The 26719-nt window shown below is 38.8% G+C and carries 22 protein-coding genes; 14 read left to right on the forward strand and 8 right to left on the reverse strand.

Going from position 1 to position 26719, the window contains the following annotated elements:
- Positions 1-70 precede the first annotated feature (70 nt).
- A complete protein-coding gene (locus tag ACJJVM_RS10555) occupies positions 71-2212 on the forward strand; it encodes a peptidylprolyl isomerase (RefSeq protein WP_405211650.1) in 2142 nt (713 codons plus the stop codon).
- An 85-nt stretch (positions 2213-2297) separates the two neighbouring features.
- On the opposite strand, the gene ACJJVM_RS10560 is transcribed toward ACJJVM_RS10555, so the two are convergent.
- Both ACJJVM_RS10560 and ACJJVM_RS10565 read right to left on the reverse strand, forming a co-directional pair.
- Positions 2298-3212, reverse strand: a complete 915-nt coding sequence (locus ACJJVM_RS10560; protein ID WP_405211651.1) for a GYDIA family GHMP kinase — start codon at positions 3210-3212, stop codon at positions 2298-2300.
- 11 nt (positions 3213-3223) lie between these two features.
- A complete protein-coding gene (locus tag ACJJVM_RS10565; protein ID WP_299151307.1) occupies positions 3224-4537 on the reverse strand; it encodes a hydroxymethylglutaryl-CoA reductase, degradative in 1314 nt (437 codons plus the stop codon).
- A gap of 174 nt (positions 4538-4711) precedes the next feature.
- Between ACJJVM_RS10565 and ACJJVM_RS10570 the strand changes: the two genes are divergently transcribed.
- From ACJJVM_RS10570 to ACJJVM_RS10580, 3 genes are all read left to right on the forward strand, one after another.
- Positions 4712-6901, forward strand: coding sequence for a S9 family peptidase (locus tag ACJJVM_RS10570; protein ID WP_299151310.1), 2190 nt, complete (start codon positions 4712-4714; stop codon positions 6899-6901).
- A gap of 41 nt (positions 6902-6942) precedes the next feature.
- Positions 6943-8532, forward strand: a complete 1590-nt coding sequence (locus ACJJVM_RS10575) for a peptide MFS transporter (protein ID WP_035325495.1) — start codon at positions 6943-6945, stop codon at positions 8530-8532.
- A 110-nt stretch (positions 8533-8642) separates the two neighbouring features.
- On the forward strand, positions 8643-9182 hold the full coding sequence (locus ACJJVM_RS10580; protein WP_405211652.1) for a thioredoxin family protein: 540 nt from the start codon (positions 8643-8645) through the stop codon (positions 9180-9182).
- Between the two features lie 5 nt (positions 9183-9187).
- On the opposite strand, the gene ACJJVM_RS10585 is transcribed toward ACJJVM_RS10580, so the two are convergent.
- From ACJJVM_RS10585 to surE, 5 genes are all read right to left on the reverse strand, one after another.
- Entirely contained in the window at positions 9188-11212 is a 2025-nt protein-coding gene (locus ACJJVM_RS10585) for a ComEC/Rec2 family competence protein (protein WP_405211653.1), read from the reverse strand.
- A gap of 62 nt (positions 11213-11274) precedes the next feature.
- Positions 11275-11748 carry a C40 family peptidase gene (locus ACJJVM_RS10590; protein ID WP_405211654.1) on the reverse strand — a complete coding sequence of 158 codons (474 nt, stop codon included), beginning with the start codon at positions 11746-11748 and terminating at the stop codon, positions 11275-11277.
- Between the two features lie 33 nt (positions 11749-11781).
- The gene (gene lpxB / locus ACJJVM_RS10595) at positions 11782-12903 is read right to left on the reverse strand and encodes a lipid-A-disaccharide synthase (protein WP_405211655.1); all 1122 of its coding nucleotides are present in this window, start codon (positions 12901-12903) and stop codon (positions 11782-11784) included.
- A complete protein-coding gene (locus ACJJVM_RS10600) occupies positions 12903-13190 on the reverse strand; it encodes a hypothetical protein (RefSeq protein ID WP_405211656.1) in 288 nt (95 codons plus the stop codon). The genes lpxB and ACJJVM_RS10600 overlap by 1 nt, the downstream gene beginning before the upstream one ends.
- Positions 13191-13253: 63 nt before the next feature.
- Positions 13254-14027, reverse strand: coding sequence for a 5'/3'-nucleotidase SurE (surE, locus tag ACJJVM_RS10605; RefSeq protein ID WP_298353434.1), 774 nt, complete (start codon positions 14025-14027; stop codon positions 13254-13256).
- A gap of 147 nt (positions 14028-14174) precedes the next feature.
- On the opposite strand from surE, the gene ACJJVM_RS10610 reads away from it, so the two are divergent.
- Genes ACJJVM_RS10610 through ACJJVM_RS10620 form a run of 3 tightly spaced genes read left to right on the forward strand, consistent with a single transcriptional unit; the run spans position 14175 to position 18248 of the window.
- Positions 14175-16325: a carboxy terminal-processing peptidase gene (locus tag ACJJVM_RS10610; RefSeq protein WP_405211657.1), complete on the forward strand. Its 2151-nt coding sequence runs from the start codon at positions 14175-14177 to the stop codon at positions 16323-16325.
- A 3-nt stretch (positions 16326-16328) separates the two neighbouring features.
- Complete coding sequence (locus ACJJVM_RS10615; RefSeq protein WP_405211658.1) at positions 16329-17429, forward strand: ABC transporter permease; 1101 nt, start codon at positions 16329-16331, stop codon at positions 17427-17429.
- A 9-nt stretch (positions 17430-17438) separates the two neighbouring features.
- Positions 17439-18248 (forward strand): DNA/RNA non-specific endonuclease, encoded by an 810-nt coding sequence (locus tag ACJJVM_RS10620; RefSeq protein WP_298353424.1) that lies wholly within the window; start codon positions 17439-17441, stop codon positions 18246-18248.
- 66 nt (positions 18249-18314) lie between these two features.
- Here ACJJVM_RS10620 and ACJJVM_RS10625 read toward each other — a convergent pair whose 3' ends face one another.
- On the reverse strand, positions 18315-19457 hold the full coding sequence (locus ACJJVM_RS10625; RefSeq protein WP_021778192.1) for an acyl-CoA dehydrogenase: 1143 nt from the start codon (positions 19455-19457) through the stop codon (positions 18315-18317).
- Between the two features lie 84 nt (positions 19458-19541).
- Here ACJJVM_RS10625 and ACJJVM_RS10630 point away from each other — a divergent pair, with 84 nt between their 5' ends.
- The 7 genes from ACJJVM_RS10630 to ACJJVM_RS10660 all read left to right on the forward strand — a co-directional run bounded on the left by ACJJVM_RS10630 (position 19542) and on the right by ACJJVM_RS10660 (position 26696).
- Entirely contained in the window at positions 19542-20648 is a 1107-nt protein-coding gene (locus ACJJVM_RS10630) for an anhydro-N-acetylmuramic acid kinase (protein WP_298353420.1), read from the forward strand.
- Between the two features lie 65 nt (positions 20649-20713).
- Positions 20714-21946: a Glu/Leu/Phe/Val dehydrogenase dimerization domain-containing protein gene (locus ACJJVM_RS10635; protein WP_405211659.1), complete on the forward strand. Its 1233-nt coding sequence runs from the start codon at positions 20714-20716 to the stop codon at positions 21944-21946.
- A 46-nt stretch (positions 21947-21992) separates the two neighbouring features.
- Positions 21993-23396, forward strand: a complete 1404-nt coding sequence (gene nhaD, locus ACJJVM_RS10640) for a sodium:proton antiporter NhaD (RefSeq protein WP_298353414.1) — start codon at positions 21993-21995, stop codon at positions 23394-23396.
- 59 nt (positions 23397-23455) lie between these two features.
- Positions 23456-24160 (forward strand): MotA/TolQ/ExbB proton channel family protein, encoded by a 705-nt coding sequence (locus tag ACJJVM_RS10645; protein WP_405211660.1) that lies wholly within the window; start codon positions 23456-23458, stop codon positions 24158-24160.
- Between the two features lies 1 nt (position 24161).
- A complete protein-coding gene (locus tag ACJJVM_RS10650) occupies positions 24162-24554 on the forward strand; it encodes a biopolymer transporter ExbD (RefSeq protein ID WP_021778197.1) in 393 nt (130 codons plus the stop codon).
- A gap of 62 nt (positions 24555-24616) precedes the next feature.
- Positions 24617-25450 carry an energy transducer TonB gene (locus tag ACJJVM_RS10655; RefSeq protein WP_405211661.1) on the forward strand — a complete coding sequence of 278 codons (834 nt, stop codon included), beginning with the start codon at positions 24617-24619 and terminating at the stop codon, positions 25448-25450.
- Between the two features lie 28 nt (positions 25451-25478).
- Entirely contained in the window at positions 25479-26696 is a 1218-nt protein-coding gene (locus tag ACJJVM_RS10660) for a bifunctional folylpolyglutamate synthase/dihydrofolate synthase (protein WP_405211662.1), read from the forward strand.
- Positions 26697-26719: the final 23 nt, after the last annotated feature.

A 26719-nucleotide genomic window follows, 5' to 3' on the forward strand; every position in this document is an offset into this window, starting at 1 on the left:
TGTTTTTTTATTTTTTATTATGCTATAATAATGGTATTTTCGCCCACTATTATAGCATAAACAACATACAATGGCAATTTTAAATAAAATACGTAGCAAGAGTATCTTCTTGATCATTATTATCGCACTTGCACTGTTTGCATTTATCTTCTCATCTATTTTAGATAGTGGAGGTTTTAATGCAGATAAGCAAAACCGTGTTGCATCTATAAACGGTGTAAACCTAGATCGTGAAGACTTTGCCGCAAAGGTAGAATCACAAACACGTAGAGCAGGAGCAAATAGTTCTACTACAAAAGCCGTAAACGCTGTATGGGAGCAAGAAGTAAATAGAGTACTTCTAGAAGAGCAGTATGAAGAGTTAGGTATACAAGTAGGTAAAGACCGCACTCAAGAGTTACTTAAGCAAGCACTTCAAAATGATGTACGTTTTCAAGATGGAGACGGATTCTTTAGCGAGGCAAAAATGCAAGAGTTTATTGCAACGCTTAAGGATAGCCAGAACCCCGGAGACTACCAGTCTTGGATAGTTTTTGAAGAGAGCTTAAGAAATCAAGAAAAGCAAGAGATATACTATAACCTTGTTAGAGCTGGTGTAGGAGCTACTCTTAAAGATGGAGAGGTAGCATACAAGCTTGATAACAATACGGTAGATATTCAATTTGTGCAAATGCTTTACACATCTGTTCCAGATGAAGACGTAAAGGTTAGTAAGGAGGAAATCCAGAACTACGTAAATGAGCATAAGGAAGAGTTTAAAACTGACGAGACGCGTTCTATACGTTTTGTGAAGTTTGTAGAAGAAGCTTCTCTAGAAGATGAGAATGCTATTAAAGCAGAGCTTTCAAAATTAAGAAGTGAGTACAGTGCCCGTAATGGAGCTACTGGAGTTACAGAAACTTTTGCTGGATTTGACAAAACAGATGAGATAGAAGATTTTCTTATAGATAACTCAGATGTACCATTTGTAGATCGCTGGTTCTTTAAGAAAGATTTACCTGCTACAAATGCAGATACACTTTTTGCATTAGGTAAAGGTGGTGTTTATGGTCCTTATAAGGATGGTAGATATATGAACCTTTCTCGTGTAGTAGATGTAAGAAAGATGCCAGACTCGGTAAAGACAAGTCATATTCTTATAGATTTTCAAGGTGCCGTAACAAATACAGCTAGAGGACCTATACCATCTTCGGCAACGAGATCTAAAGAAGATGCAAAGAAACTTGCAGATAGCTTACTTTCTGTTTTAAAGAGAAACAAAAGCAAATTTGAAGATCTTGCAAAAGAGTTTTCTTCAGATCAGTCTAACAGTGTAAATGGTGGAGATCTAGATTATCAAAATCCAAATCTTTTTGCAGCTGGATACAGAGACTTTATTGTAGATAATAGAGCTGGAACAATAGGAGTAGCAGAGACAGATTTTGGTTACCACGTGATTAAGATAGTAGACCAAAAGAACGTACAAGATGTAATCAAGGTAGCTACAGTAGTAAAAGAAATTTTACCTTCAGATAAAACCATTTCTAATATATACAACACAACTCAAAAGTTTGAACTTGCTGCCGAAGCGGGAGATTTTGAAGCTGTTGCAAAAGAAAATGGATATGCAGTGCGCCCAGTACAACGTATACGCGCTATGGATGAAACATTACCAGGTGAGGGAGCACAAAGATCTGTAATACAATGGGCTTTTGAAGAAGAGACAAAAGTAGGTAACATAAAACGTTTCCCTACAAATGGTGGTTATATTGTAGCACAAGTTACACGTAGAACACCTGCTGGGACAGAACGTGTAGAGGATGTGTCATTACAAGTGACACCTTTATTACGTAATATGAAGAAGGCAGAAATCATCAAAAACAAAATTTCTGGTAGCACGCTTTCAGAAATAGCACAATCACAAGGTGCAACTGTAAAAACTGCTGGTGCTGTGTCTATGAATGCCCCTACAATCGCTGGAGCAGGAAACGAGCCTAAAGTAGTAGGAGCAGCTTTCGGATTAAAAGAAGGAGAAGTATCTTCTCCTATAGAAGGATCAAGAGGAGTATATGTAATAGAGGTTGTAAAAATCTCTGAAGCTCCAGGGCTAGAAAATTATGCTGCATTTGCAGGGCAAGAAGCTCAGAAGTCTAGAGCTGCAGTAAGTACAAAAGTGCTTAACGCTCTTAAAGAAGCTGCAGATATTGAAGATAACAGAGCTACATTCTACTAGTAGATTGTATTTCAAGTAAAAAAGGCTCGAACAATAATTGTTCGAGCCTTTTTTTATGGTGTGTGTTTGCGCTTTCGCGAAAGCGTTATTCTCCCAGTATCATTTCATTATAAGGTACGATAGTGTCATATCCTTTGTTTCTAAAATAATCCATTTGAGAAGTTGTTCCTACTACCAAAACAAAGTCACCACCCCAGCCTCCTAAGCTTTTTATCGCGCGAGGATAATCTGCAAAAAGTTGTGTTTTTATTGTGGGTGTTTTAAGAATGCGAGACAAATTATCTTCGTGTTCTGAAAGTAGTTTTTCAAAAGCCACAATGGATTTACAACTCAAAAGGTCTTGTGTAAATTTAGAAAATCTAGCCCTCTCCTCAGTTAGTGATTCTTGATCAAGACTCCTATAATGTTTTATGCTCTCTCTACTGTTTTGTTTCTTATTGAGATAAACAAAGTAAAGTTCGTCCTTAAAAGGAGGGTTGTATGTCACGGGTGTGACTATAGGTGTCGTGCTGGTTTTTTGGTAGATAAGAGCGCTCTCTGTTGTGGCGCAAGCTATATCGTACCCACTACCTCCAAAAGTCATATCAAGTAGCTTGTAAGGGTCTACAGAGGCCCACCTTGCAATATTTGCAAGTAGAGTAGAAGAGGAGCCTAGCCCCCAGTCTTTTTGAAACTCTAGTGTGCTCTCGACCTCATAGCCTTGTTGCGTATTTAAAAATGAGCTGTTGAGTTTTTGTGCAGCTTGTAAAATGCTTAAAAGGCGCTCGTAAATGGCATCTTCTCTTCCATTATTACTATCCAAGGGAAAGCTAAACTTATAATCTAACCACAGCTCTCCAGTGCTTAAATAACTACGCCAGATGATTGCTTCTTGATCTATGGCCTTTATGTCTAGATGCTGTCCCTTTTTTGTAGGTAGCGCTAGCGCTTGTGCCCCATCTAGAACAAGATATTCTGAGGTGAGTAATAGTTTGCCGTGACTGTAATAATGGTGTTTCAAAAAACGAGATTTTATGAGCGTAGTCCGTCTATAAAAGTAACAACTGCGCTATGAGTAACGGTGTTTGATTTAAAGTGATTTACCGTTTGTTGCTTCTCATCTGGAGTCGCATTCATCTGGTTTAAAATGTTCATAAGGTGCATTTTCATATGCCCTTGCTGTATGCCAGTTGTGGTGAGCGACTTAAGTGCTGCAAAGTTTTGAGCTAGACCGGCGACGGCAACAATTTGCATAAGTTCCTTTGCAGATGGGTTTCCTAGTAGCTCCATACTCCACTTTACTAGTGGGTGTAGTTTTGTGAGACCTCCTACGGTACCTAGTGCTAGTGGTATCTCCATCCAGAAGGTAAAAATGCCATCCTTGATACTTGCGTGCGTAAGACTTCTGTATTGCCCATCTCTTGCTGCATATGCGTGTACACCTGCTTCCACCGCTCTAAAGTCATTTCCAGTAGCAAGTATTACGGCATCTATACCGTTCATTATTCCTTTGTTGTGGGTGACAGCTCGATAGGGTTCTTCTTCGGCAATGGTAACTGCTTGAACAAATTTTTTGGCAAAGGTCTCGCCGTCTATATTTTTTTCGGTGAGTTGATCTATAGGGCAACTTACCTCTGCGCGTACAAGACAATCTGGAACATAGTTAGATAAAATGGACATAATGATATCTAACGTGTTTCCGCTTTCGCGAAAGCGGGCATCTGCCTCAAACCCTTCTTTAAAAGTGGTTGCAAATTGCTCCAAACAGCTGTTTATAAAGTTTGCACCCATTGCATCTAGCGTCTCAAAGGTGCAGTGCAGCTGGTAGTAGTCATCTACAGCGGCTGTTTTATCTCGTAGGGCGATGTTTTTTATGCCGCCACCACGTTTTTTCATATTAACCGTAATCTCTTCTACATCTTCATAGAGCTTTGGTGTGATTTTATCAAAGTACTGCTGTAAATCTTCTTTATCACCATCATAAGTAAAGTGTACTTGTCCTACCTTAGTGGTGCCTAGAACGGTGGTTTTAAAACCACCTCTCTCTTGCCAGAATTTACCAGCTTTACTCGCTGCAGCTACCACAGAGCTTTCTTCTATAGCCATCGGGATGGTGTAGATGGTGTCGTTTATGGTAAAATTAGGCGCTACTCCTAGGGGTAGGTAGTAATTTGTGATGGTGTTTTCTATAAACTCATCGTGCAGTTGCTGGAGCTTTGCATCTGTGTTCCAGTATGAGGTTAAAGTCTGGGTTGCTGCCTCAGAATTGTTAAAGAAGTTTGTGGTAAGCCACGTAATCTTCTCAGTTTTTGATAGTTTAGAAAAACCAGATATCGCCTTTGTCATTAAGCAGTTTTTTAGAAAGTGATAAAGATAATGAGAATGTGGTTAACCTAAGTCTAATGCGTGATTATAGCGGTGTGAGTTCTTAACATTCTGAAGGTTTTTAACAGCAAAAAGCAGGGTTTTCTGCCTTATTTTTAGTAAAATTGAAATACTTTACACAATTGGTAAAAATATATGAGATTACATACCTTTTTGATTGCTGTATTTCTTCTTGCAATCCAGAGCGCAACTGCGCAAAAAAAACAAATAAGCCTTGAAGATATTTGGAAAAATGGCACTTTTAGAGCAGAGCGACTACAGTCTATACACTCTATGGCAAATGGTCAAGAGTATGCTGTACAAAACTTTGATAGAGCAACCCGCACAGGTAGTGTAGATATTTACAGCTATGATACGGGCAAGAAAGTGCGTACGGCTGTAAGTAGTGCAGATATAGACGGGCTTGATTACTTTATAAGTTATGAGTTTAGTGATGATGAGCAGCAGGTGCTACTCTCTACAAAATTGCAATCTATCTTTAGAAGATCTACGCTGGGTGAATATTATGTGTGGAATACGCTTTCGCGAAAGCTGACAAAAGTATCTGACGATCTTATTCAAGAGCCTACATTTTCACCAGACGGAAAGAAAATCGCTTATGGAAAGGATAATAACCTCTTTGTTTTTGATATTGCCTCTGGAGCAACACAACAGCTCACTACAGACGGAAAGAAGAACAGCATTATAAATGGAATTACAGACTGGGTGTATGAAGAAGAATTTGGCTTTGTGCGCGCCTTTGACTGGAGTGCAGATAGTAAGAAAATTGCTTACATACGTTTTGATGAGAGTGAAGTACCAGAATTCTCTATGGATGTATATGGTAATAAATTATACCAGACACAGACTGTTTTTAAATACCCAAAAGCTGGAGAGCCTAACGCAAAAGTGAGCCTACGCTTGCATAACCTAGATACGGGTAATAGTCGTAAAGCAAAAGATGTAGAAATTAATCTAGGTGATAACGCTGGGTACTACATACCACGCATCTCTTGGTCAAAAGACCCTAACGTGCTTTCTGTACAAACACTTAATCGTCATCAAGATACTTTAAAGCTTTCGCTTTTTAATGCGAGTACCTACCAGACTACACTTGCCGTGCTAGAAACAGATAAAGCATATGTAGATGTGACAGATAACCTTACTTTTCTAGATGACAATAGCTTTATCTGGACAAGCGAAAAAGATGGGTGGAATCACATCTATCACCATAATGCAGATGGGTCTTTAAAAAATCAAGTAACTTCTGGTAACTGGGAAGTGACAGGTTATTATGGTTATGACGCAGGTACAAAACGTATTTTTTACCAAAGCTCAGAAAATGGTTCTATTAACCGCGGTGTGTATGCTATAGGTCTTAATGGTAAAAAGAAGCAAGCCCTTGCAGATAAGGAAGGAACTAACAGTGCAGACTTTAGCGCAAACTTCAGCAACTTTATACATACATACTCAAATACAACAACACCATACCGCTTCACACTTAACAGCGCAAAAGACGGAAAGCAAATACGCGTTATAAAAGATAACCAAGCATTAAAAGACTTATATGCAGGTTATGATATCTCTCCAAAAGAATTTTTTGAGATAGATGTAAATGGAGTATCGCTTAACGCTTATATGATTAAGCCTACAGATTTTGATCCATCTAAAAAGTACCCTATGTTTATGACGCAATATTCTGGGCCAGGATCACAGAGTGTGGCAAATAAGTGGGATACGTCTAACGATTACTGGTTTCATATGCTAGCACAAAACGACTACATTGTAGTTTGTGTAGATCCAAGAGGGACCGGATTAAAAGGGCGTGACTTTAAAAAAGTAACTCAAAAAGAGCTAGGTAAGTACGAAGTACAAGACCAGATTGCTGCAGCAAAAGAGTTGAGCAAGCGTGCTTACATAGATGAAGATCGTACAGGTATCTGGGGATGGAGTTATGGAGGTTTTATGGCTTCAAATTGTCTTTTTCAAGGAGCAGATACCTTTGAGATGGCTATAGCTGTTGCACCGGTAACATCGTGGAGATTTTATGACACTATATACACAGAGCGTTATATGCAAACCCCACAAGAAAACGCAAGTGGTTATGATAATAACTCGCCTATGAGTCACGTGAGTAAGCTAGAGGGAGACTTTTTACTAGTGCACGGTAGTGCAGATGATAATGTGCACGTGCAAAACGCAACGCGCCTTGTAGAATCACTAGTACAGGCAAACAAGCAGTTTGATTACTTTAACTATCCAGATAAAAATCACGGTATTTACGGAGGTAACACACGTTTACACCTATTTACAATGATGACAGATTTTATCAAAGAAAAACTTTAGATATAAACGACTTATATTAGCACTAAATAATTAATTACAATATGGAATATAAATTCGGTGGTTCTGAAACCAATCAAAAGACTGTTTTAGGACATCCTTCTGGTCTTTTTGTACTCTTCTTTACAGAGATGTGGGAGCGTTTTTCTTATTACGGAATGCGCGCATTACTTGTTTTATTTTTAGTTTCGGCAGTACTTGATGGTGGCTGGGGCTGGGAGCGTGCAGAGGCATTACAATTATATGCTTTCTACACAGGGCTAGTTTATGTAACACCAATCTTTGGAGGGTTAATAGCCGATAAAATTACGGGGTATAGAAAAGCCGTTATCATAGGTGCATTTTTAATGACACTAGGACACGCATCTATGGCTTTTGAGATAAGCTCAGATATTTTCTTTTATGCAGGACTTGTGTTGCTTATAGTAGGTAATGGTATGTTTAAGCCAAATATTTCTTCTATGGTGGGACAGCTTTATAAAGACCAAGGAAAAGAAAAAGATGCGGGGTATACTATTTTCTATATGGGTATTAACTCTGGAGCTTTCTTAGGTATTTTATTATGTGGTTACATAGGTGAGTCTGTAGGATGGCACTATGGTTTTGGTCTTGCAGGAATCTTTATGCTTGTAGGGATGTTACAATTCTATTTTGCTCAAGGTATTTTTGGTAAAATAGGTTCTAAGCCAGCAAAAGCAGACGAGCTTGATGATGTTATAGAAGATAGCGTAGAAAATGCTGCAGAAGCTATAGATAGCGTTATAGATGATGCAGAGAAGTCTAAGGTAACTCGTGATCGACTTATCGTGATTAGTGTACTTGCATTCTTTACAATTTTCTTCTGGTGGGCATTTGAGCAGGCAGGAGGATCTATGACCATCTTTGCAGCAGACTATACAGATAGAGTGCTAGAAGGAAGTAGTGGTATGACTTTTAAAATTATAAACACGCTTCTCACTGTTGTACCTATGATAATTATTACCTGGGTACTAGGTATGTTATTTAAACAAACATATGGTAAATATGCATTGTCTAATATCATTTTAGGATTAGGTTTTGTAGTAATATGGGGTATTGTAATCTGGATGTTATCTCGCCAGTTTGCAGATGATGCTCCAGAGGTTCCAGCTTCTTGGTTTGGTATCTTAAACTCATTCTTTATCATTGCTTTTGCACCATTATTTTCAAAAATATGGAAGAGTAAATACAACCCTAGTGGACCTGTAAAGTTTGCTATAGGTCTTATTTTATTAGGTCTTGGTTTTGGTATTCTTTCTTTTGGGTCTATGGGCATTCCATTAGGAGCAAAGACAGCTTCTGTAAGTATGGTATTTTTAGTACTAGCATACCTTTTTCACACGCTAGGTGAGTTATGTGTATCTCCTGTAGGATTATCTTATGTGAGTAAACTCGCGCCAGCAAAACTAGTAGGGCTTATGTTTGGGATCTGGTTTGTAGCAAACTTTATTGCAAATACAGCTGCGGGTATAACTGGTAGTTATATAGATCCTATTGTTGAGGAGCACGGTATGGCAACATTCTTTTTAATATTTACAGTGATACCAGCAGGAGCAGGTGTAGTAATGTTATTATTAAATAAAACACTTATCAGAATGATGCACGGTATACGATAATGGTATCATCGTACACAATATGAATAAAGAAAAACGTTCCCTATATTGTGGAACGTTTTTTGTCTGTAAGAATCTAGTAATTAGACAGACTTAATAATTAAATAAACATAATGAATAAAATACTATACCTCCTGCTTCTTATAGTGACAACATCTATAAGTGCTCAAGAAATCAACTGGATGACAATGGATGAGGCACTTGCTGCACAAAAGGAAGAGCCTAAAAAGATTTTTATGGATGTCTACACTACTTGGTGTGGCCCTTGTAAAATGCTTGACAAAAATACATTTGCAAATGCTGAAGTAGCTGCTTTTATAAGCGAGAACTACTACGCAGTAAAGTTTAATGCAGAGGGTACTGAAGAAATTAATTATCTAGGTAACGTATATACAAACCCAAGGCACGACCCAAATAGAAAAGGGCGTAATAGCCAGCACGAGCTAGCAGCAGCTTTAAAACTAAGAGGATACCCTACAATGGTGTTTTTTGATGAGCAAGGTAATTACATACAGCCTATTGTGGGGTACCACACCCCTAGACGTCTTGAGATTTATGTAAAGATGGTGAGTAATGACGACTATAAGACGCTCACAACTCAAGAAAAATGGGCAAAATATCAAGAAGACTTCGTGTACACTTGGTCTAAGTAATTTACTCAATCTATTATAAAAGCTCCCTTTTCATACGTGCTATGGAAAGGGATTTTTTGTTTTGTACAAGTCGCTTTCCATCGGGATACATAACTGTGGTAATTAGACCCATCTGCAACAATTGTACAGTTAGGGTATCGCTCGATGAGTCTATTCATATTGACTTTTGGCGAGTGCGTGAGTATTACATAATCTGGATTTGCCTCTTCAAGATTGTATATGCTTAAACTATCTACAATAAGTATTTCTTTTCGCTTAAAGCGAAAATAATTTCCGTGAGACTTCTGCACAACAGTGTCTATTTTGAGAGCATCTTGATATGCCTTTACTCTACTATCTGTGTGGGTGAGATATAGGGAGTCATTATTAAACACCGTAAGTTGCTTTTCTTGTAGTTGAGTAAGTGTTGTTGAAGCGCTTCTATTAAGTATTGCCAGATGTTGAGAAGCAGGTTGATTAATTTCTAACACGATAAAACCTGTCAAAATTATTGTTGCTAGGCTAGCAACAATAAGTCTGCGTTTTGAATATTTCATACACAAAAGAAGTGTAGTAATCATAAATATATAAACGAGTATCATAAGTGTTGCAGACACACTTATATGTCTAGCTACAAAATCTTCTTGTCCTGCCACCCAAGCTATATAATTATTCATTAGATCTATAATACCTCCATAAGTTTGTGCTATAAACTCTGGTAGAAGGTCTGTGACGCTCAGAAAACACACAAGCAAGCCGCCGCCTAGTATGAGACCTAAAAACGGAATAATTAAAACATTAGAAATAATAAATAACCCAGGAAACTGATGAAAGTAAAAGAGGCTAAGTGGCATAACACCTAGTTGTGCTGCAATAGTCACAGATACCACGTCCCGTAGTTTTCTTAATATAAACAACTCTGGAGACCAGAAACTGGCTAGCCAAGGTTGCACCCATAAAATCGCTATCACAGCTAGATAACTGAGCTGAAACCCCACCTGGTAGATAAGCAGCGGGTCGAGTAGAAGTAAGAATATAGCAGAAGCTAGCACAGCATCTTGCGACTTTCTTTTTCCGCCCAGAAGCTCACCTACCTCAAGAAAGCTAAACATAGTTGCAGCTCTTAGCACAGATGGTGATAAGCCAGTAATAATGGCAAAGCTCCAGATGAGTGAGATAATGAGTAGTGATTTTACCCATTGCAGTTGTCGCCATTTTATAAAACCAAATAAGAATCTAAGTATAAGTAAAATTACACCTACGTGTAGACCAGACACGGCGAGTATGTGCATCATACCTGCTGCGGCATACTGAGAACTCATCTCTTTATCTATACCCTGTCTTTGGCCCAGTACGAGCGCTTCAATGACTGCAAGTTGTCTTGGTGTAAAAGATTGGTGGTGAAGGGACTTTTTTACGCTTTCGCGAAAGCGTGACGCCCACACACCCATATCATACGTATCCATACTAGCGCGCAACATTTCTTGAGGCTTTGCAGAAACCTGTCTGTATATTTGTTGCTTATTGAGATAAGCACCATAATCAAACTGATACGGATTTTTGGGATGGGGTACAGGCAACAGAGCAGTTCTTGCATACCACCATTCTCCAGTTTTGGGTAATATGGTTGCAGAGTCTTTATAAATGTTGAGAAGTAATTTACCAGTAGTAATAGTGCTATCTATTCCTTTGAGTTCTACTAGGTACTTATGTTGATACAACGTAGGTTTTAATTCCCTATTTATTTTGACAAGTAGCGTGTGTGAACCCTCTGTGTTAGTATGTGTATAATGATTCTGTGAGAGGGTATCATCAGTATAAGTTCTAGATAGATAACCTATGGTGATAAATATTGCAGAAGTACAGCACATAAAGAGTGCTGAGCCTATGATTTTTTTACTGCTATATGTATTAAGTAAGACTCCAGTAAGAGATAAGAGTATTGAGCAAACCCAGACTGTAATAGCTGGGGTCTTAAGGTAGTCATACAATACTATACCTATGGTGATAGATATGAGTAGCGTTAAAATAGGAATATTTAATTTTCTCACAGATAACTATAAATACTCGCTTTTTACAAGTATTAATTATCTGAAAGATAGTAAATTATGTTTTACAGAACACGTCTCGCCATTACATAAGCACGATTCCAGTAACGCTCATTTAGATTTGAGGTAAGTACTCCTTTTGAGGTTGTGGCGTGTATAAAATAGATATCATCGCCATCTACCTTTGTTACTAGGCCTACGTGGTTTATACGTTTACTACTTTTTGAAGTTCTAAAAAATAAGAGATCACCGGTGTCAATATCTTTATTTTTTACGGGTTTGCCTCGTTGTGCCATATCTCTTGACACTCTAGGCAAAACAATGTTTTCTTTTTGAAAAGCAACATATATAAGACCAGAGCAATCCATACCCTTGCGCGTAGTCCCACCAAATTTATAACGAGTGCCAGAAAATGCTTGCGCCTGCTTTATAATGCGCTCTGTTTTTGTAGTGCTTATGTCTTTTATTGTGGTTCTTTTTGAACTACCACAAGAGGTAAGTAATAGTAGTAGAGATAATGCGGCGAGAAACTGTTTCATAAGTAGCTATGAGATTTGGAGTGATCTTATTAGTTAGTTGTTTTCGCTATTTGTGATATCTACAATAAGTTTTGCAGTTTTATCACTAGCACCAGCACCACCCAGTTTTTTCTCTAGTTCAAAATAGTCTGTAAACAGTTGCTCTCTATAAGAGTCGTTTGTAATCTTGTCTAGCTCGTGCTTTAGGTTTTTTGTGTTGAGGTCACCTTGTATAAGTTCTTTTACGACTTCTCTGTCCATAATAAGATTTACAAGTGAGATGTATTTTGTTTTTATAATACGTTTTGCAATACTATAAGAAACCGCATTTGCCTTATAACAAACCACTTGGGGTACTTTAAATATTGCAGCCTCAAGTGTCGCGGTACCAGAAGTGATAAGTGCAGCGTTTGCAAAGCTTAGTATGTCATAGGTTTTATTCATCACAAGTTGTACATCGTGATTTTTTAAAAATGACTCGTAAAAAGTGGTTTCTTGGCTAGGCGCGCCTGCAATCACAAATTGATAGTCTGGATAGTTAGGTATAACACTAAGCATCACCTCCAGCATCGCATTAATTTCTTGTGTGCGGCTACCGGGAAGTAGGGCAATCATAGGGCGTTCATCAAGATTATGCTCTTGTGCAAATGCCACAGCATCTGCTTGCTCTCTGTTTGCCACAGCATCAAGTAGTGGGTGTCCTACAAAGTTTACATCATAATCATACGTGTCATAAAAATCTTTTACAAATGGTAAAATGACATACATATGATCTACACAGGCCTTAATTTTTTTTACACGACCAGATCGTGATGCCCACACTTGAGGGCTTATATAATAATGTGTAGTGACACCTAGTGGGTGTGCCCACTCTGCTATACGTAGGTTAAAACCACTGTTGTCTATAAGAATAAGAGCATCTGGCTCAAATCTAGCAATGTCTCTTTTACATTCTTTTATAAGTCCACTAATTTTACGGAGGTTGGTAATCACCTCCATAAAGCCCATAAAGGCTCTTTCTTTATAGTGTGTGACTAGAGTACCGCCCACCTCTTGCATAAGGTCACCACCCCAGAAGCGTATCTCTGCCTCAGGATCTTGTTTATACAAGGCTTTCATAAGATTTGAACCGTGCAAATCTCCGCTAGCCTCACCGGCAAGAATGTAATACTTCATTAGCTAAACATTAATATCATTGTCACAAAAGCCATAGCGATGGTCATAAGGAGTACTCCTCTTGCTCGTGCATCTTGTCCTTGTCTAAGTAGTCCAAAAAATGCTACTAGATTAAGAACGGCACCTATCGCTATAATTTTACCAAGTCTTCCCTCTGCTAGGGCAGTTTGTAATACATTAGTAAGAGTGCGGTCTTGTGTTGTGCCTATGTAAAAGGAAAAAATAAGAACGCCTAAGGTGTTTGCTAGTAGTCCTATAATGATGCCTATGAGAATATCTTTTTTCATAATTCTTCCGCTTTCGCGAAAAGTTTTAAAGGGAATAGATGCGCTTTCGCGAAAGCGTAATTACTATCCTTCCCACTCATTAAGTTCTTGAATAAAGTGATGTGCAGTAAGATCAAACTGTACGGGTACGATAGAAACATAACCTTGTGATAATGCCCACTCATCTGTGTCTTCACCTTTGTCTTGATTTACAAACTCTCCTGTAAGCCAGTAATAGTCTCTTCCCATAGGGTTTGTGCGCTTGTCAAAATCTTCTACCCATTGTGCTTTTGCCTGGCGACACACTTTGGTGCCTTTAATTTGATCTGCAGGTAATTTTGGGATGTTTACATTGAGTACGATACCTTTAGGTAAGCCGTTTTTGAGAACTTGTCTTGTGATGCGTTCTACATATTTCTTTGCAGGTTCAAAATCTGCATCGTGGCTATAATCTAGTAAGGAGAATCCTATGGCTGGGATGCCTTCTACACCGGCCTCTACTGCCGCGCTCATCGTGCCGCTGTATATAACATTAATACTTGAGTTACTGCCGTGATTAATGCCGCTTACACAAATGTCTGGTTTGCGAGTGAGAATTTGCTGGTTTGCAAGTTTTACACAATCTGCAGGAGTTCCAGAACAAGTGTATTCTTTGTGTGTAGCATCTGGATCTAGTTTTACTGGGTCGCAGTAAAGAGTGTCGTTTATCGTGATGGCGTGACCCATACCGCTTTGTGGGCTGTCTGGAGCAACTACAACAACATCACCTATATTGAGCATAACCTCTATAAGGTTGCGTATACCCGGTGCTGTGATGCCATCATCATTAGTAATAAGTATAAGTGGTTTTTTGTTCATAGCAGGAGTTGTGTTCTATACACGAAAATACGTAAATTGTACATTAATATGAGCGCTAGAGGGGTTTAACAAAAGATTACGACCACCGCTCTTTTTGTGGCACAATTTTTAATGTACATTGCTAGTTACATGAAAATACTGAATTTTATGAAGAGGAATTTAAAATTAGTCGCACTGGTACTACTGTTTTCGGTTGCGAGTTGCAGTTTTACGACAAAGTCGTTTGACGATCCAGATAAAGATAAAACATTGCTAGACCTTATTGCTTACTTGCTTGAGCGAGGTCATTATGATGCAAAAGATATAAACGATGAGTTTTCTGCAAACGTATTTGATGATTACATAGACGCACTAGATCCGTACCGTCGTTTTTTCTACAAAAAGGATATAGAAGAGTTTGAAAAGTATAAAACTCAAATAGACGATGCGATACGAGATAAAGATTTATCTTTCTTTGATCTTACTTACAACCGTCTTATAGAACGTACAGAGGAGGCAAATAAAATACAAGAAGAATTACTTAAAAAACCTTTTGACTTTGAGAAGGAAGAGATTCTTAATACAGAATATGAAAAGCAACCTTTTGCAAAAAATAAAAAAGAGCTTAAAAATAGATGGAGACAGCAACTCAAGCTTAATGCGCTTAGCTCTTACTATGATTTAAGAGAAGATCAAGAAAAGGTAGATGAAGAAGATGATAAAGAAGCAAAAGTGCCTAAAGAAATTCTTTCTAACCAAGAACTAGAGACAAAAGCTAGAGAAGAAGTAGCAGATAATACAAAAGAGTTTTTTGAATTTACATTAGAGCTTGAGCGCAAAGACTGGTTTGCAATTTTCTTAAATGCAATAGTAGAAGAGTTTGATCCTCACACCTACTATTTTGCTCCAGTAGCAAAAGATCGTTTTGATACACAAATGAGTGGTCAGTTTCAAGGTATTGGGGCTAGACTACAAAAGAAAGGTGGAGAAGTACGTATCACAGATATTATTTCTGGTGGCCCAGCCTGGAGAGGTGATGAGCTGCGTGAGGGCGATATTATTATGAAGGTACGTCAAGAAGATGAGAAAGATGCCTTGAGCATTGTAGGGATGCGTCTTCAAGATGCCATAGAGTTTATAAAGGGCCCAAAGGGAACTAAAGTAATCCTTACGGTAAAGACTAAGCTAGATGGTAGTACAAAAGATATTACAATAGAGCGTGATATTGTAGAGCTAGAAGAAACCTATGCAAAATCTGCAGAGGTTGTAAAGGATGGTAAGAGATACGGTATTGTAAACTTGCCTAAGTTCTACTTTACAATGGATGATTATAAAGAGAAGAATGCTGCAAGTGATGTAAAGAAGGAGATAGAACGCCTTAAAGAAGAGGGTGTAGAGGGACTTGTAATAGATCTTAGAAACAACGGTGGAGGATCGCTTAAAACAGTGGTAGATATAGCTGGCTTGTTTATAAAAGATGGACCTATTGTGCAGGTTGCATCTAACGGTGATGAACCAGAGGTGCTAGAAGATAGAGACTCTTCTGTATTGTGGGATGGGCCTCTCGTGATTTTAGTAAACGAGATATCTGCATCTGCCAGTGAGATACTTGCGGCAGCAATGCAAGATTATAAAAGAGCCATCATCATAGGTGGAAAGCAAACATATGGTAAAGGAACTGTGCAAAACGTAGCAGACCTTAATTCTTACTTACGTAAAAATCCATATGGAGATCTAGGAGCTTTAAAACTTACAACTCAAAAGTTTTATAGAGTAAACGGAGGTTCAACACAACTAGAAGGAGTAAAGAGTGATGTAGTTGTTCCAGACCGTTTTAAATATGTAGATATAGGTGAGCGCGATCAAGAAAACCCTTTGCCTTGGGATAAAATTAAAGCTGCAGATTATGATGTGTGGGATGGTTATGTAGACTTTGAGCAAACTATAGAAAACAGTAAGCAACGTATGTCTAAAAGCGAGCATTTACAACTAGTAGATGAGTATGCAAAATGGATCAAGGAGCGACGTGATGACAAAGAATGGTCACTTAACTATGATAAGTACAAAGCTAGACTTGCAAAAAGCGAAGCTTTTGCAAAGAAGTTTGATTCTATAGATGATTATGACACAGAGCTTACTTATAACTCACTGCCTTATGAGCAGCAACTCTTTAAAAAGGATACCATACTTCAAGAAAAGCGTGAGCGCTGGCATAAAAACTTAGCAAAAGATGCTTATGTAGAAGAGGCGCTTAATGTGCTTAATGATTTAAAAATCAACAATATTAGAAGAGATAAGCTCGTGACTATTAAGGATTAATAGATGTCGCAAAGAGCAAACTCATTAACAAGCCTAGCGCTCCAAAAATTTAAAAGAAATTTTTGGGGCGTTTTGAGTTTGGTATACATTATACTATGCGGCCTAGCTGCTTTATTTGCTTATGTAATCGCTCCAGATAGTAGTGAGAATGCAAACCAGATGCACCTCTCTATCCACTCACAACCGCCCGGATTTACGGTAGATATACTAACTATCCCAAGTGATTTAAAGGTAGAGCAATCATTTATTTCTAGATGGTTTTCGGGTAGCTATAATTCGGACACAGAAATACCTATAGCAGATTATAATTTAGAGAACGATGGTATCACATATACCCCGTATATGAGTGACGGAGTGGTAGGTTTACCAAAAAATGTTACTATAAATGGGGTTGAAGATTATAACGCTTTCGCGAAAGCGTACATATCACCACGTACATTTATACTAGGGACAGATAAGTACGGTCGAGATCTTTTGAGTAGGATGCTCATAGGTGCGAGAATATCTTTTTCTATAGGATTTGTAGCAGTTTTTATATCACTTATTATAGGCCTTTTTATGGGGTCGCTAGCAGGTTATTTTGGCGGAAAAGTAGATGCCGCTATTATGTGGATTATTAATGTGACTTGGTCTATCCCAACCTTGCTTCTTGTTATTGCAATTACACTTGCGCTAGGTAAGGGGTACTGGCAAGTTTTTATCGCAGTAGGGCTTACAATGTGGGTTGAGGTGGCTCGTGTTGTGCGAGGACAGGTGATGGGAGTAAAACAAATGCAATATGTTACAGCGGCAAGAGCACTAGGGTATACAGATGGGCGTATTATCGTAAAGCATATTTTACCTAACGTTATAGCGCCGCTTATAGTGATTTCGGCAGCAAACTTTGCAGGAGCTATCCTTATAGAAAGCGGATTGAGTTTTTTAGGTATAGGAGCACAACCACCTACACCCAGCTGGGGAGCTATGATTAAAGATCACTATAGTTATATCATCCTCGGGAAGCCGTATCTTGCCATCATCCCTGGTATTGCGATAATGTTACTTGTAATGGCGTTTATGCTTGTAGGTAATGCTCTAAGGGATGCACTAGATGTGAAAAATTAGAATTTATTAATGAAAAGAAAATACACCTATCCGTTACTAGTTATTGTTTTTACACTTGCTTGGTACGTATTTGAAAACTATGCAAACAAGGCTGTAGATGCTCCTATGATAGAGCAGGGCAGACAGCCGAAGGCAACTACAAACACCTACTTTTTACCTACATCTACCACGGGGCAGGTGGTTCACCATAATTATTACTCGCTCAGTTATAGTGAGAGAGATGAACAAGCAGAGTGGGTGGCGTACGAACTTAAAAAAAGCCATATTGTAAATAATGACTTTAAACGTCCTTATTTTGAGGTAGACCCTCAAGTGGAGACGGAGTCTGCACACTGGCGTAATTATAAAAAATCTGGATATGATCGTGGGCATTTGTGCCCAGCAGGTGATAGGGAGTTTAGTAAAGCGGCCTATGAAGAAACTTTTTTGACAAGTAATATTAGTCCGCAAAGGCACGATTTTAATGCTGGTATCTGGAATGAACTTGAGCAGCAAGTGCGTTACTGGGCAAAGAAGTATGATGGAGTTTATGTAGTGACAGGTGGTGTGCTAAAAGATAAGATGGGCGCCATAGGTACAGAAGGAGTTACCGTGCCAGAATCCTTTTATAAAATTGTTTATGATCAATCTGGAGGAGATGCAAAGATGATTGCCTTTTTAATGAATCACAAAGCATCAAATAAGTCTCTTAAAACATTTGTAACCTCTGTAGATCAGATAGAAAAGCTTACCGGCATAGACTTCTTTCCAGAACTTGAAGATAGTGTAGAAGATAGGCTAGAGGGCAGCACGAGTACTAAGGGCTGGAAGCTTAGATAACTAAAGTATAAAATAAAAAAAAAGCGGCACTAGGCCGCTTTTTTTTATTTATAAGGAGATAAGTGATTATCCTTTTATAAGACTTCTAGAGATTACAATTTTTTGAATCTCACTAGTTCCTTCATATATCTGAGTGATTTTTGCGTCACGCATTAATCGCTCTACGTGGTATTCTTTTACAAAACCGTTACCACCGTGTATTTGTACAGCTTCTACTGTTTGCTCCATTGCAACCTTTGATGCATAAAGTTTTGCCATAGCGCTTGATTGATCATAGTTGTTACCTTGATCTTTATCCCAAGCGGCTTTCATCACTAGGTGACGTGCAGCTTCTATCTCAACGTACATATCGGCAAGTTTAAAAGCGATAGCTTGGTGGTTACAAATCTCTGTACCAAAGGCTTTGCGCTCTTTAGAATATTTAAGAGCAAGCTCGTATGCTCCAGAAGCAATACCTAGTGCCTGTGCAGCAATACCTATACGTCCTCCAGAAAGTGTTTTCATTGCAAATTTGAAACCAAACCCGTCTTCACCTATTCTATTTTCCTTAGGTACTTTTACGTCATTAAACTGTAGTGTGTGCGTGTCACTACCACGTATACCTAGTTTGTCTTCTTTAGGTCCTACTTCAAAACCTTCCATTCCTTTCTCAACTATAAAAGCGTTGATACCGCGGTGACCTTTTTCTCTATCAGTTTGAGCGATTACAAGATACACGTCAGAGCGTCCTCCATTTGTAATCCAGTTTTTTGTACCATTAAGTACGTAGTGATCTCCTTTATCTATTGCTGTAGTAGCTTGTGAAGTTGCATCAGATCCAGCTTCTGGCTCAGAAAGACAAAAAGCACCTACCATCTCACCTGTAGCAAGCTTAGTCAGGTATTTTTGTTTTTGCTCTTCAGACCCATAAGTTTCAAGACCATAACAAACTAATGAGTTATTTACAGAAACAATTACAGACGCAGAGGCATCTATCTTAGATAGCTCTTCCATAATAAGAACATATGAAATCGCATCCATTCCACTTCCTCCATATTTTGGATCAACCATAATACCCATAAAGCCTAGGTCACCCATTTTCTTTACAAGTTCTGCAGGAAACTGTTGTATGTTATCTCTTTCTATTACTCCGTCTAGTAATTCTGTACGTGCAAAATCGCGAGCAGCGTCGCGTATCATAAGGTGTTCTTCTGTTAAGCTAAAATCCATGGTCAATTTTAAATATTAAGGATTGTGTAAAAAATCTCTACAAATATACTTGTTTCTTGTGCTTTTCTCAATAGATTTAGGGTGATGGAACAAAAAAACTATAACGTTATAGGTGTGATGAGCGGTACCAGCTTAGATGGAATAGACTGTGCGCTTATTAAAATTAGTATGTCACCGCAAATATCTGGAGAAGCCTATCCGGTTTTTGATGCTCAGATAATTAATGCAGAAACAATTGCCTATACAGACTTGTGGGAGAGTAAGCTTCGTACTGCACATATACTGTCTATAGACGAGTTAACAGCTATAAATAAATCATACACCCAGTATTTAGCTCAAGTTATAAACGCCTTTATAGCCCAGCATCATATAAAGGATATTGATGCGATATGTTCTCACGGCCATACTATATTACACCAGCCACAAGATGGTTTTACTTTACAGATAGGTAATCTTCCGGAACTTGCTCAGTTGCTTAGTCATAAAGTGGTTTGCGACTTCAGGGTGCAAGATGTAGCGCTAGGTGGGCAAGGCGCACCGCTTGTTCCTATAGGAGATAAGCTGTTGTTTGGTACATATGATTATTGTCTCAATCTTGGTGGATTTGCAAATGTTTCGACTGAGGAAAATGGAGTTCGGCTGGCGTATGATATTTGTCCAGTTAATGTTGTGCTCAATAAATATGCTGATAAGTTGGGTAAGCCGTATGATGATGGGGGCGCTTTCGCGAAAGCGGGAACCGTACACGCTCCCTTATTAAAGGAACTGAATAGCTTACCATATTATGGCTCTCCAGCTCCAAAATCTCTGGGGATAGAGTGGGTGCACGAACAAGTATTCCCGATAATTGAATCTTATAAAATCTCTGATATAGATGTGCTGGCGACGTTTACAGAGCATATTGCTGTGCAAATTGCGACTCAGTTTAAAGAAAACACCTCAGTTTTAGTCACCGGAGGAGGAGCTTACAATAGCTATTTGTTATCCCGTGTGCAAGCTCAGTATAAAGCAAATAAGGTCAAGGGAGCTGTGTTAAATCTTGTAGTGCCAGATGCGCAACTTATTGAATTTAAAGAGGCTCTCGTTTTTGGTTTATTAGGGATTTTAAGGCTTGAAGGGCTTCCTAATTGCCTTGCAAGTGTCACAGGAGCATCACAAGACCACTCTAGCGGAATGTTATATGATTCTTAATTTATGAACACTTCTTCTAGAAGGTGATTCAAGTTTGTATATTTGGGGCTTACTTAACTAAATATATGAGAGAGCTTTTACAGCGATACGAAGATAAGTCACCAGAGATTGTTTTTCACTGGAACGACCCAGAAACCGAAGCAGAGGGATGGGTAGTTATTAACTCTTTAAGAGGAGGTGCCGCTGGTGGTGGTACACGTATGCGTGTAGGACTTGATAAAAATGAAGTCCTTTCTCTAGCCAAAACTATGGAGGTTAAGTTTACAGTCTCTGGTCCAGCTATAGGTGGAGCAAAGTCAGGAATTAACTTTGACCCAAAAGATCCTCGTAAGAAAGGAGTCTTAGAGCGCTGGTATAAAGCCGTGTCACCATTACTTAAAAGTTATTATGGTACGGGAGGTGATCTTAATGTAGACGAGATACACGAGGTAATACCTATTACAGAAGAGAGTGGCGTATGGCATCCTCAAGAAGGCGTTTTTACTGGGCACTTTCAACCTACAGAGGCAGATAAGATTAACCGTATAGGACAACTTAGACAGGGAGTTATAAAGGTGATAGAAAATCCGTCATTTTCTCCAGATGTAACACGCAAGTATACCGTAGCAGATATGATTACTGGATATGGTGTAGCAGAGGCAGTACGTCACTATTATGATATTTATGGAGGTGATGTAAAGGGTAAGCGTGCCGTGGTACAAGGTTTTGGAAACGTAGGAGCCGCTGCTGCTTACTACCTAGCACAAATGGGTGCAAAAGTAGTAGGTATTATAGATATTGTAGGAGGTTTTATAAACAAAGACGGTTTTACTTTTGAGGAGATACGAGATATGTATCTTAATAAAACAGGTAATACACTTAACGCTTCTACAGAAGGATTGATACCATTCTCACAAATGAACGAGGAGATATGGAATCTTGAGACAGAGATTTTTGCTCCTTGTGCAGCTTCTCGTCTTATTACAGAAGATCAAATTAATAGAATGATAGATACGGGGCTGGAAGTTATTTCTTGTGGAGCAAACGTACCGTTTGCAGATAAAGAAATTTTCTTTGGACCTATAATGGAGCATACAGACGCAAAGGTGAGTCTTATACCAGACTTTATTTCAAACTGTGGTATGGCAAGAGTATTTGCATACTTTATGGAGCGCCGCGTGCAAATGACAGATGATGCAATCTTTAACGATACATCACAAACTATACGTAATGCTATAGAAAATACGTATCAGAATAATAGTTCAAAACAAAATATAAGCAAGACAGCTTTTGAAATTGCATTAAAAGAATTACTTTAATACTTGCATCTGTAAGATGTAATAATCACACCAACTTTATATACATATGGAATCAGTAATTATTCTCATTTTTATTATCGGGTACCTTTCTATAACCCTTGAGCATCCTCTTAAACTTGATAAAACAGTGCCTGCACTTATTATGGCATCACTTATCTGGGCATTTCTAGCAGTAGGTTTTCACCTAGGCTGGTTTGACGTAATAGATACCTATGAGCAAGCTTATAGCTTGTTTCCTAATGGGGTGCCTCTTACGGGAGATGCCTTGCACGATGCAGAGCACGGTTTTGACAACACACTTTTGCACCACTTAGGTAAAACAGCAGAGATACTTATCTTCCTTATAGGGGCGATGACTATTGTTGAGATTATAGATCTTCACAGAGGTTTTGAAGTTCTTAAAGGAGCTGTAAGAACTCGTAGTAAGAAGAAGTTATTATGGATTATAGGGATACTAGCATTCATCCTTTCTGCTATAATAGATAACCTTACGGCTACAATCGTACTTATAACCTTATTACGTAAGCTTATTGTAAGTAGAGATCAACGTCTATGGTTTGCTGCAATGGTAGTAATTGCTGCAAATGCTGGAGGAGCTTGGTCACCTATTGGGGACGTTACTACTACAATGCTTTGGATTGCAGATAATGTTACAGCAATGGGACTTATCAAGTTTGTAATTATACCATCTGTAATTTGTTTTGTTATACCATTCTTTATTGCAACATACTTACCAGCTTTTAAAGGCGATATAATTGTAGATACACAAGAAGATGAAGAAGCAGGAAGATTACTAAGTAGTAAGACAATGCTTTTCTTAGGACTAGGTATGATTGTATCTGTGCCTATTTTTAAAACTATAACGCACTTACCTCCTTATATGGGGATGATGCTCGCACTAGGTGTAGTGTGGTTAGTATCTGAGTACATTCACCCAGAAGAAGACTTTACAAAAGAGCGTAAGCACTTATACAGTGCTCACAAAGCACTTTCTCGTATCGAGATCTCAAGTATCCTTTTCTTTTTAGGAATATTAATGGCAGTAGCAGGACTTGAAAGTCTTGTATATGGTGTGTCTGAAGCTGGTGATCCAGTGGGAACATTGCGTTATGTTGCAGAGATTCTTAATGGAGCGGTACCTAATCAAGATGTTGTGGTAGTAATACTAGGTATTCTATCTGCTATTATTGATAACGTGCCACTTGTGGCTGCCTCTATGGGTATGTATACTGCAGAGACAGACAGTTTACTATGGCACTTTATTGCATACTCTGCCGGAACAGGAGGAAGTATGCTTATCATAGGTTCTGCAGCAGGAGTTGCAGCTATGGGAATGGAAAAGATAGACTTTATCTGGTACCTTAAAAAGATCACGTGGTTAGCCTTTGTAGGGTTTGCTGCGGGAGCTGTTGCCTTTGTTCTTCTTACGGGAGGAACTATGGGTGCTTAAGTCTAGGCAATTTTATAAAATAACGTTCGTTTCATTCTAAAGCCTCAATTAATAAACATATGCTTAATACACTTATTCAAGACGGAGCTCAAGATGCGGCAGATATACTTGCTACAGACGAGCCCGTAGAGAAGACATTATCTATCATAGATTTGCTCTTAACTGGAGGTACAGCGGGGATCATCATTATTGCCGTCCTATTTGTACTACTTTTTGTGGCTATCTATATATACTTTGAAAGACTCTTTGCTATAAAAGCAGCCTCAAGAGTAGATGGTAATTTTATGAATCAAATAAGAGATAATGTCGCTTCTGGTAACATAGAAGGAGCAAAAATATACTGTGCTCAGGCTAACTCTCCAGTATCTAGATTAACCGCAAAGGGAATCTCTCGTATAGGGAGCCCTCTTGAGGATATTAATACAGCTATAGAAAATCAAGGAAAACTTGAAGTCTATAAACTAGAGCGCAATGTGAGTGTACTTGCTACCATAGCAGGAGCAGCTCCTATGATTGGGTTCTTAGGGACTGTAATAGGTATGGTACTTGCCTTTCATACACTAGCAACAAGTTCTGGACAAGCAGAGATGGGTACCCTTGCAGAGGGTATTTATACCGCGATGACCACTACAGTTGCTGGTCTTATTGTGGGTATTATTGCTTATATGGGATATAACCACCTTGTAGTGCGTACAGATAAAGTAGTACACTCTATGGAGGCAAATGCGGTAGATTTCTTAGACCTATTAAACGAGCCTAGCTAGTATGAATCTGCGCGGAAGAAATAAAGTGAGCCCAGAGTTCAGTATGAGTAGTATGACAGACATTGTCTTTTTACTACTTGTATTCTTTCTGTTAACCTCACCAGCTATCACGCCAGATGCCCTAGACCTTATTTTGCCTAAAGCAAAAGGAAAAACCAGTAACAAGCAAAACCTATCTGTAAGCATCACAAAAGACCTTGACTATTATGTAAACAAGGAGCGTGTGACAGAAAACGGTATAGAAGGCTTTATCAATAGCGAGCTAGCTGGAGTAGAAGAACCTACCATTATACTAAGAGCAGAAGAAGGAGTGCCTATAGAAAATGCCGTAAAGATTATGGATATCGCAAACCGTAATAAGTATAAAATTGTACTAGCGGTAAGGCCTAACTAATTGATAAATGGTTTTTGGTACGCTTTCGCGAAAGCGTAATTACACTCTTAAATAAATATACCTTGGCATACCTAGACACCATACATAAACGCAAATCTTTCACCATAAGTAGTATTATTATGGCGATTATATTATTGCTTATGTTTATGGTGGGTATGAACTATATGGACCCGCCAGAAGAAGGAGGTATAGCCGTAAACTTTGGAACCTCTAGTGTAGGTTCTGGTAATGTACAGCCTACAAAACCTGTGGCATCTGCACCAAAAAATACAGCACCACAACCAGAACCCACTCCACCAGAACCAGAGATTAAGGATGAGGTTGTCACGCAAGAGATAGAAGATGCTCCGGTTATAGAAAAAAAACCAAAGGAAACTCCCAAGCCTAAGGTTGAGAAACCAAAAGAAAAGCCTGTAGAAAAACCAGTAGAAGAAGCAAAGCCAGATCCTAAACCAGATAAGTCTACCACAAGTGCACTAGACGCACTTATTAATGGTCCTAAAAAGGATGGTGTAGCTCAAGGAGGTGAAGGTAATGATAACCAAGCTGGAGATAAGGGGGATCCTAATGGAGACCCTAACGCATCTAGTTATTATGGTACCGGAAGAGGTCTAGATGGTGATGGTAACTACCAGCTAGGTGGTCGTAAAGCACTAGGAAAACCAAAACGCCAGCAAGAGTGTAATGAGTCAGGAGTAGTTGTAGTGAGTATTGAGGTAGACCGTACCGGTAAAGTTATAAAAGCTACGCCAGGAGTGCGAGGCACTACAAATAACACACGATGTCTCTTAGAGCCGGCAAAAGCAGCAGCACTTGCCACAAAATTTAATGCCGACTCAAAAGCGCCTTCAAAACAAATAGGAAAAATAGTATACCGCTTTAGTCTCTCAGACTAATCGTTGTAACACCTATCTTTATATCACAATGACATATCAAGAAACCTTAGACTGGCTTTTTAACCAGCTACCTATGTATCAACGTAAGGGAGCTGCTGCATACAAGGCAGACCTAAGTAACATAAATCTTCTAGCAGCACATCTAGGTAATCTTCATACCACTTTTAAAACCGTTCACGTAGCAGGCACAAACGGTAAAGGGTCTACTAGTCATATGATGGCATCTGTTTTACAAGAAGCAGGTTATAAAGTGGGGCTATATACCTCACCACATCTTAAAGACTTTAGAGAGCGCATAAAAATAAACGGTGAGCTCTGTAGCAAGCAGTTTGTAATGGGGTTTGTAAAAAAGCACAAAGCCTTTTTTGAAGAGCATCAACTATCATTTTTTGAAATGACTGTAGGGATGGCCTTCTCATATTTTGCAGCAAAAGAAGTAGATATTGCGATCATAGAGGTAGGCTTAGGAGGTAGGCTAGATGCCACAAATATTATTACGCCTGTACTTTCGGTTATAACAAATATTGGTATGGATCACACGCAGTTTTTGGGTGATACCATCCCGCTTATAGCCGCAGAGAAAGGAGGTATTATTAAAGAGAATGTGCCTGTTGTAATAGGTGAGTATAATGAAGAGACAGAGGAGGTCTTTAGTGCGCTTTCGCGAAAGCGTAATGCACCCCTTCACAAAGCCTACGATTTTGACTTAATGCCTATGCAGTCTGATCTTGAGGGTAATTATCAAAAAAACAACATACGTACAGTTCAAGTAGCGTTTTCTGTTTTGCAAGGAGCGAGTTTTCACGTAGGTATCCAGCATATTGCAAAGGGATTAAAGAATGTGGTAAAAAATACGGGTCTCCAGGGAAGGTGGCAAATATTGCAAGAGGAGCCAAAGGTGATTTGCGATACCGGGCACAATAAGGAAGGGCTCACTTATGTGATGAATCAATTAGGTAAGGAGCGTTATAAGAATTTACACATTGTACTTGGCGTAGTTTCAGATAAGGATTTAGAGAGCATTTTACCATTATTTCCGGGATATGCCTCTTATTACTTTTGTAAACCTGCCGTGCCAAGAGGAATGGAGGTACAACACTTAAAAAAAGAAGCAGAAGGCTTAGGACTTAAGGGTAAAGCATATCCTAGTGTAAAAGAGGCATTTAAGTCCGCAAAAAAGGTTGCGGGAACTAGCGATCTTATTTTTATAGGCGGAAGCACCTTTGTCGTAGCAGAAATAATTTAATTTTTATTGCAAAAGATTTTACA

Origin of the sequence: Dokdonia sp. Asnod2-E02 (assembly GCF_045063915.1) — a bacterium.
Lineage (GTDB): Bacteria > Bacteroidota > Bacteroidia > Flavobacteriales > Flavobacteriaceae > Dokdonia.

What these genes read in the sequence shown, in the direction of transcription:
- ACJJVM_RS10555 (WP_405211650.1), top strand. Translation starts at nt 71, where the DNA reads ATGGCAATTTTAAATAAAATACGTAGCAAGAGTATCTTCTTGATCATT.
- ACJJVM_RS10565 (WP_299151307.1), bottom strand. Translation starts at nt 4,537, where the DNA reads ATGACAAAGGCGATATCTGGTTTTTCTAAACTATCAAAAACTGAGAAG.
- ACJJVM_RS10570 (WP_299151310.1), top strand. Translation starts at nt 4,712, where the DNA reads ATGAGATTACATACCTTTTTGATTGCTGTATTTCTTCTTGCAATCCAG.
- ACJJVM_RS10575 (WP_035325495.1), top strand. Translation starts at nt 6,943, where the DNA reads ATGGAATATAAATTCGGTGGTTCTGAAACCAATCAAAAGACTGTTTTA.
- ACJJVM_RS10580 (WP_405211652.1), top strand. Translation starts at nt 8,643, where the DNA reads ATGAATAAAATACTATACCTCCTGCTTCTTATAGTGACAACATCTATA.
- ACJJVM_RS10590 (WP_405211654.1), bottom strand. Translation starts at nt 11,748, where the DNA reads ATGAAACAGTTTCTCGCCGCATTATCTCTACTACTATTACTTACCTCT.
- lpxB (WP_405211655.1), bottom strand. Translation starts at nt 12,903, where the DNA reads ATGAAGTATTACATTCTTGCCGGTGAGGCTAGCGGAGATTTGCACGGT.
- ACJJVM_RS10600 (WP_405211656.1), bottom strand. Translation starts at nt 13,190, where the DNA reads ATGAAAAAAGATATTCTCATAGGCATCATTATAGGACTACTAGCAAAC.
- surE (WP_298353434.1), bottom strand. Translation starts at nt 14,027, where the DNA reads ATGAACAAAAAACCACTTATACTTATTACTAATGATGATGGCATCACA.
- ACJJVM_RS10610 (WP_405211657.1), top strand. Translation starts at nt 14,175, where the DNA reads ATGAAGAGGAATTTAAAATTAGTCGCACTGGTACTACTGTTTTCGGTT.
- ACJJVM_RS10615 (WP_405211658.1), top strand. Translation starts at nt 16,329, where the DNA reads ATGTCGCAAAGAGCAAACTCATTAACAAGCCTAGCGCTCCAAAAATTT.
- ACJJVM_RS10620 (WP_298353424.1), top strand. Translation starts at nt 17,439, where the DNA reads ATGAAAAGAAAATACACCTATCCGTTACTAGTTATTGTTTTTACACTT.
- ACJJVM_RS10625 (WP_021778192.1), bottom strand. Translation starts at nt 19,457, where the DNA reads ATGGATTTTAGCTTAACAGAAGAACACCTTATGATACGCGACGCTGCT.
- ACJJVM_RS10630 (WP_298353420.1), top strand. Translation starts at nt 19,542, where the DNA reads ATGGAACAAAAAAACTATAACGTTATAGGTGTGATGAGCGGTACCAGC.
- ACJJVM_RS10635 (WP_405211659.1), top strand. Translation starts at nt 20,714, where the DNA reads ATGAGAGAGCTTTTACAGCGATACGAAGATAAGTCACCAGAGATTGTT.
- nhaD (WP_298353414.1), top strand. Translation starts at nt 21,993, where the DNA reads ATGGAATCAGTAATTATTCTCATTTTTATTATCGGGTACCTTTCTATA.
- ACJJVM_RS10645 (WP_405211660.1), top strand. Translation starts at nt 23,456, where the DNA reads ATGCTTAATACACTTATTCAAGACGGAGCTCAAGATGCGGCAGATATA.
- ACJJVM_RS10650 (WP_021778197.1), top strand. Translation starts at nt 24,162, where the DNA reads ATGAATCTGCGCGGAAGAAATAAAGTGAGCCCAGAGTTCAGTATGAGT.
- ACJJVM_RS10660 (WP_405211662.1), top strand. Translation starts at nt 25,479, where the DNA reads ATGACATATCAAGAAACCTTAGACTGGCTTTTTAACCAGCTACCTATG.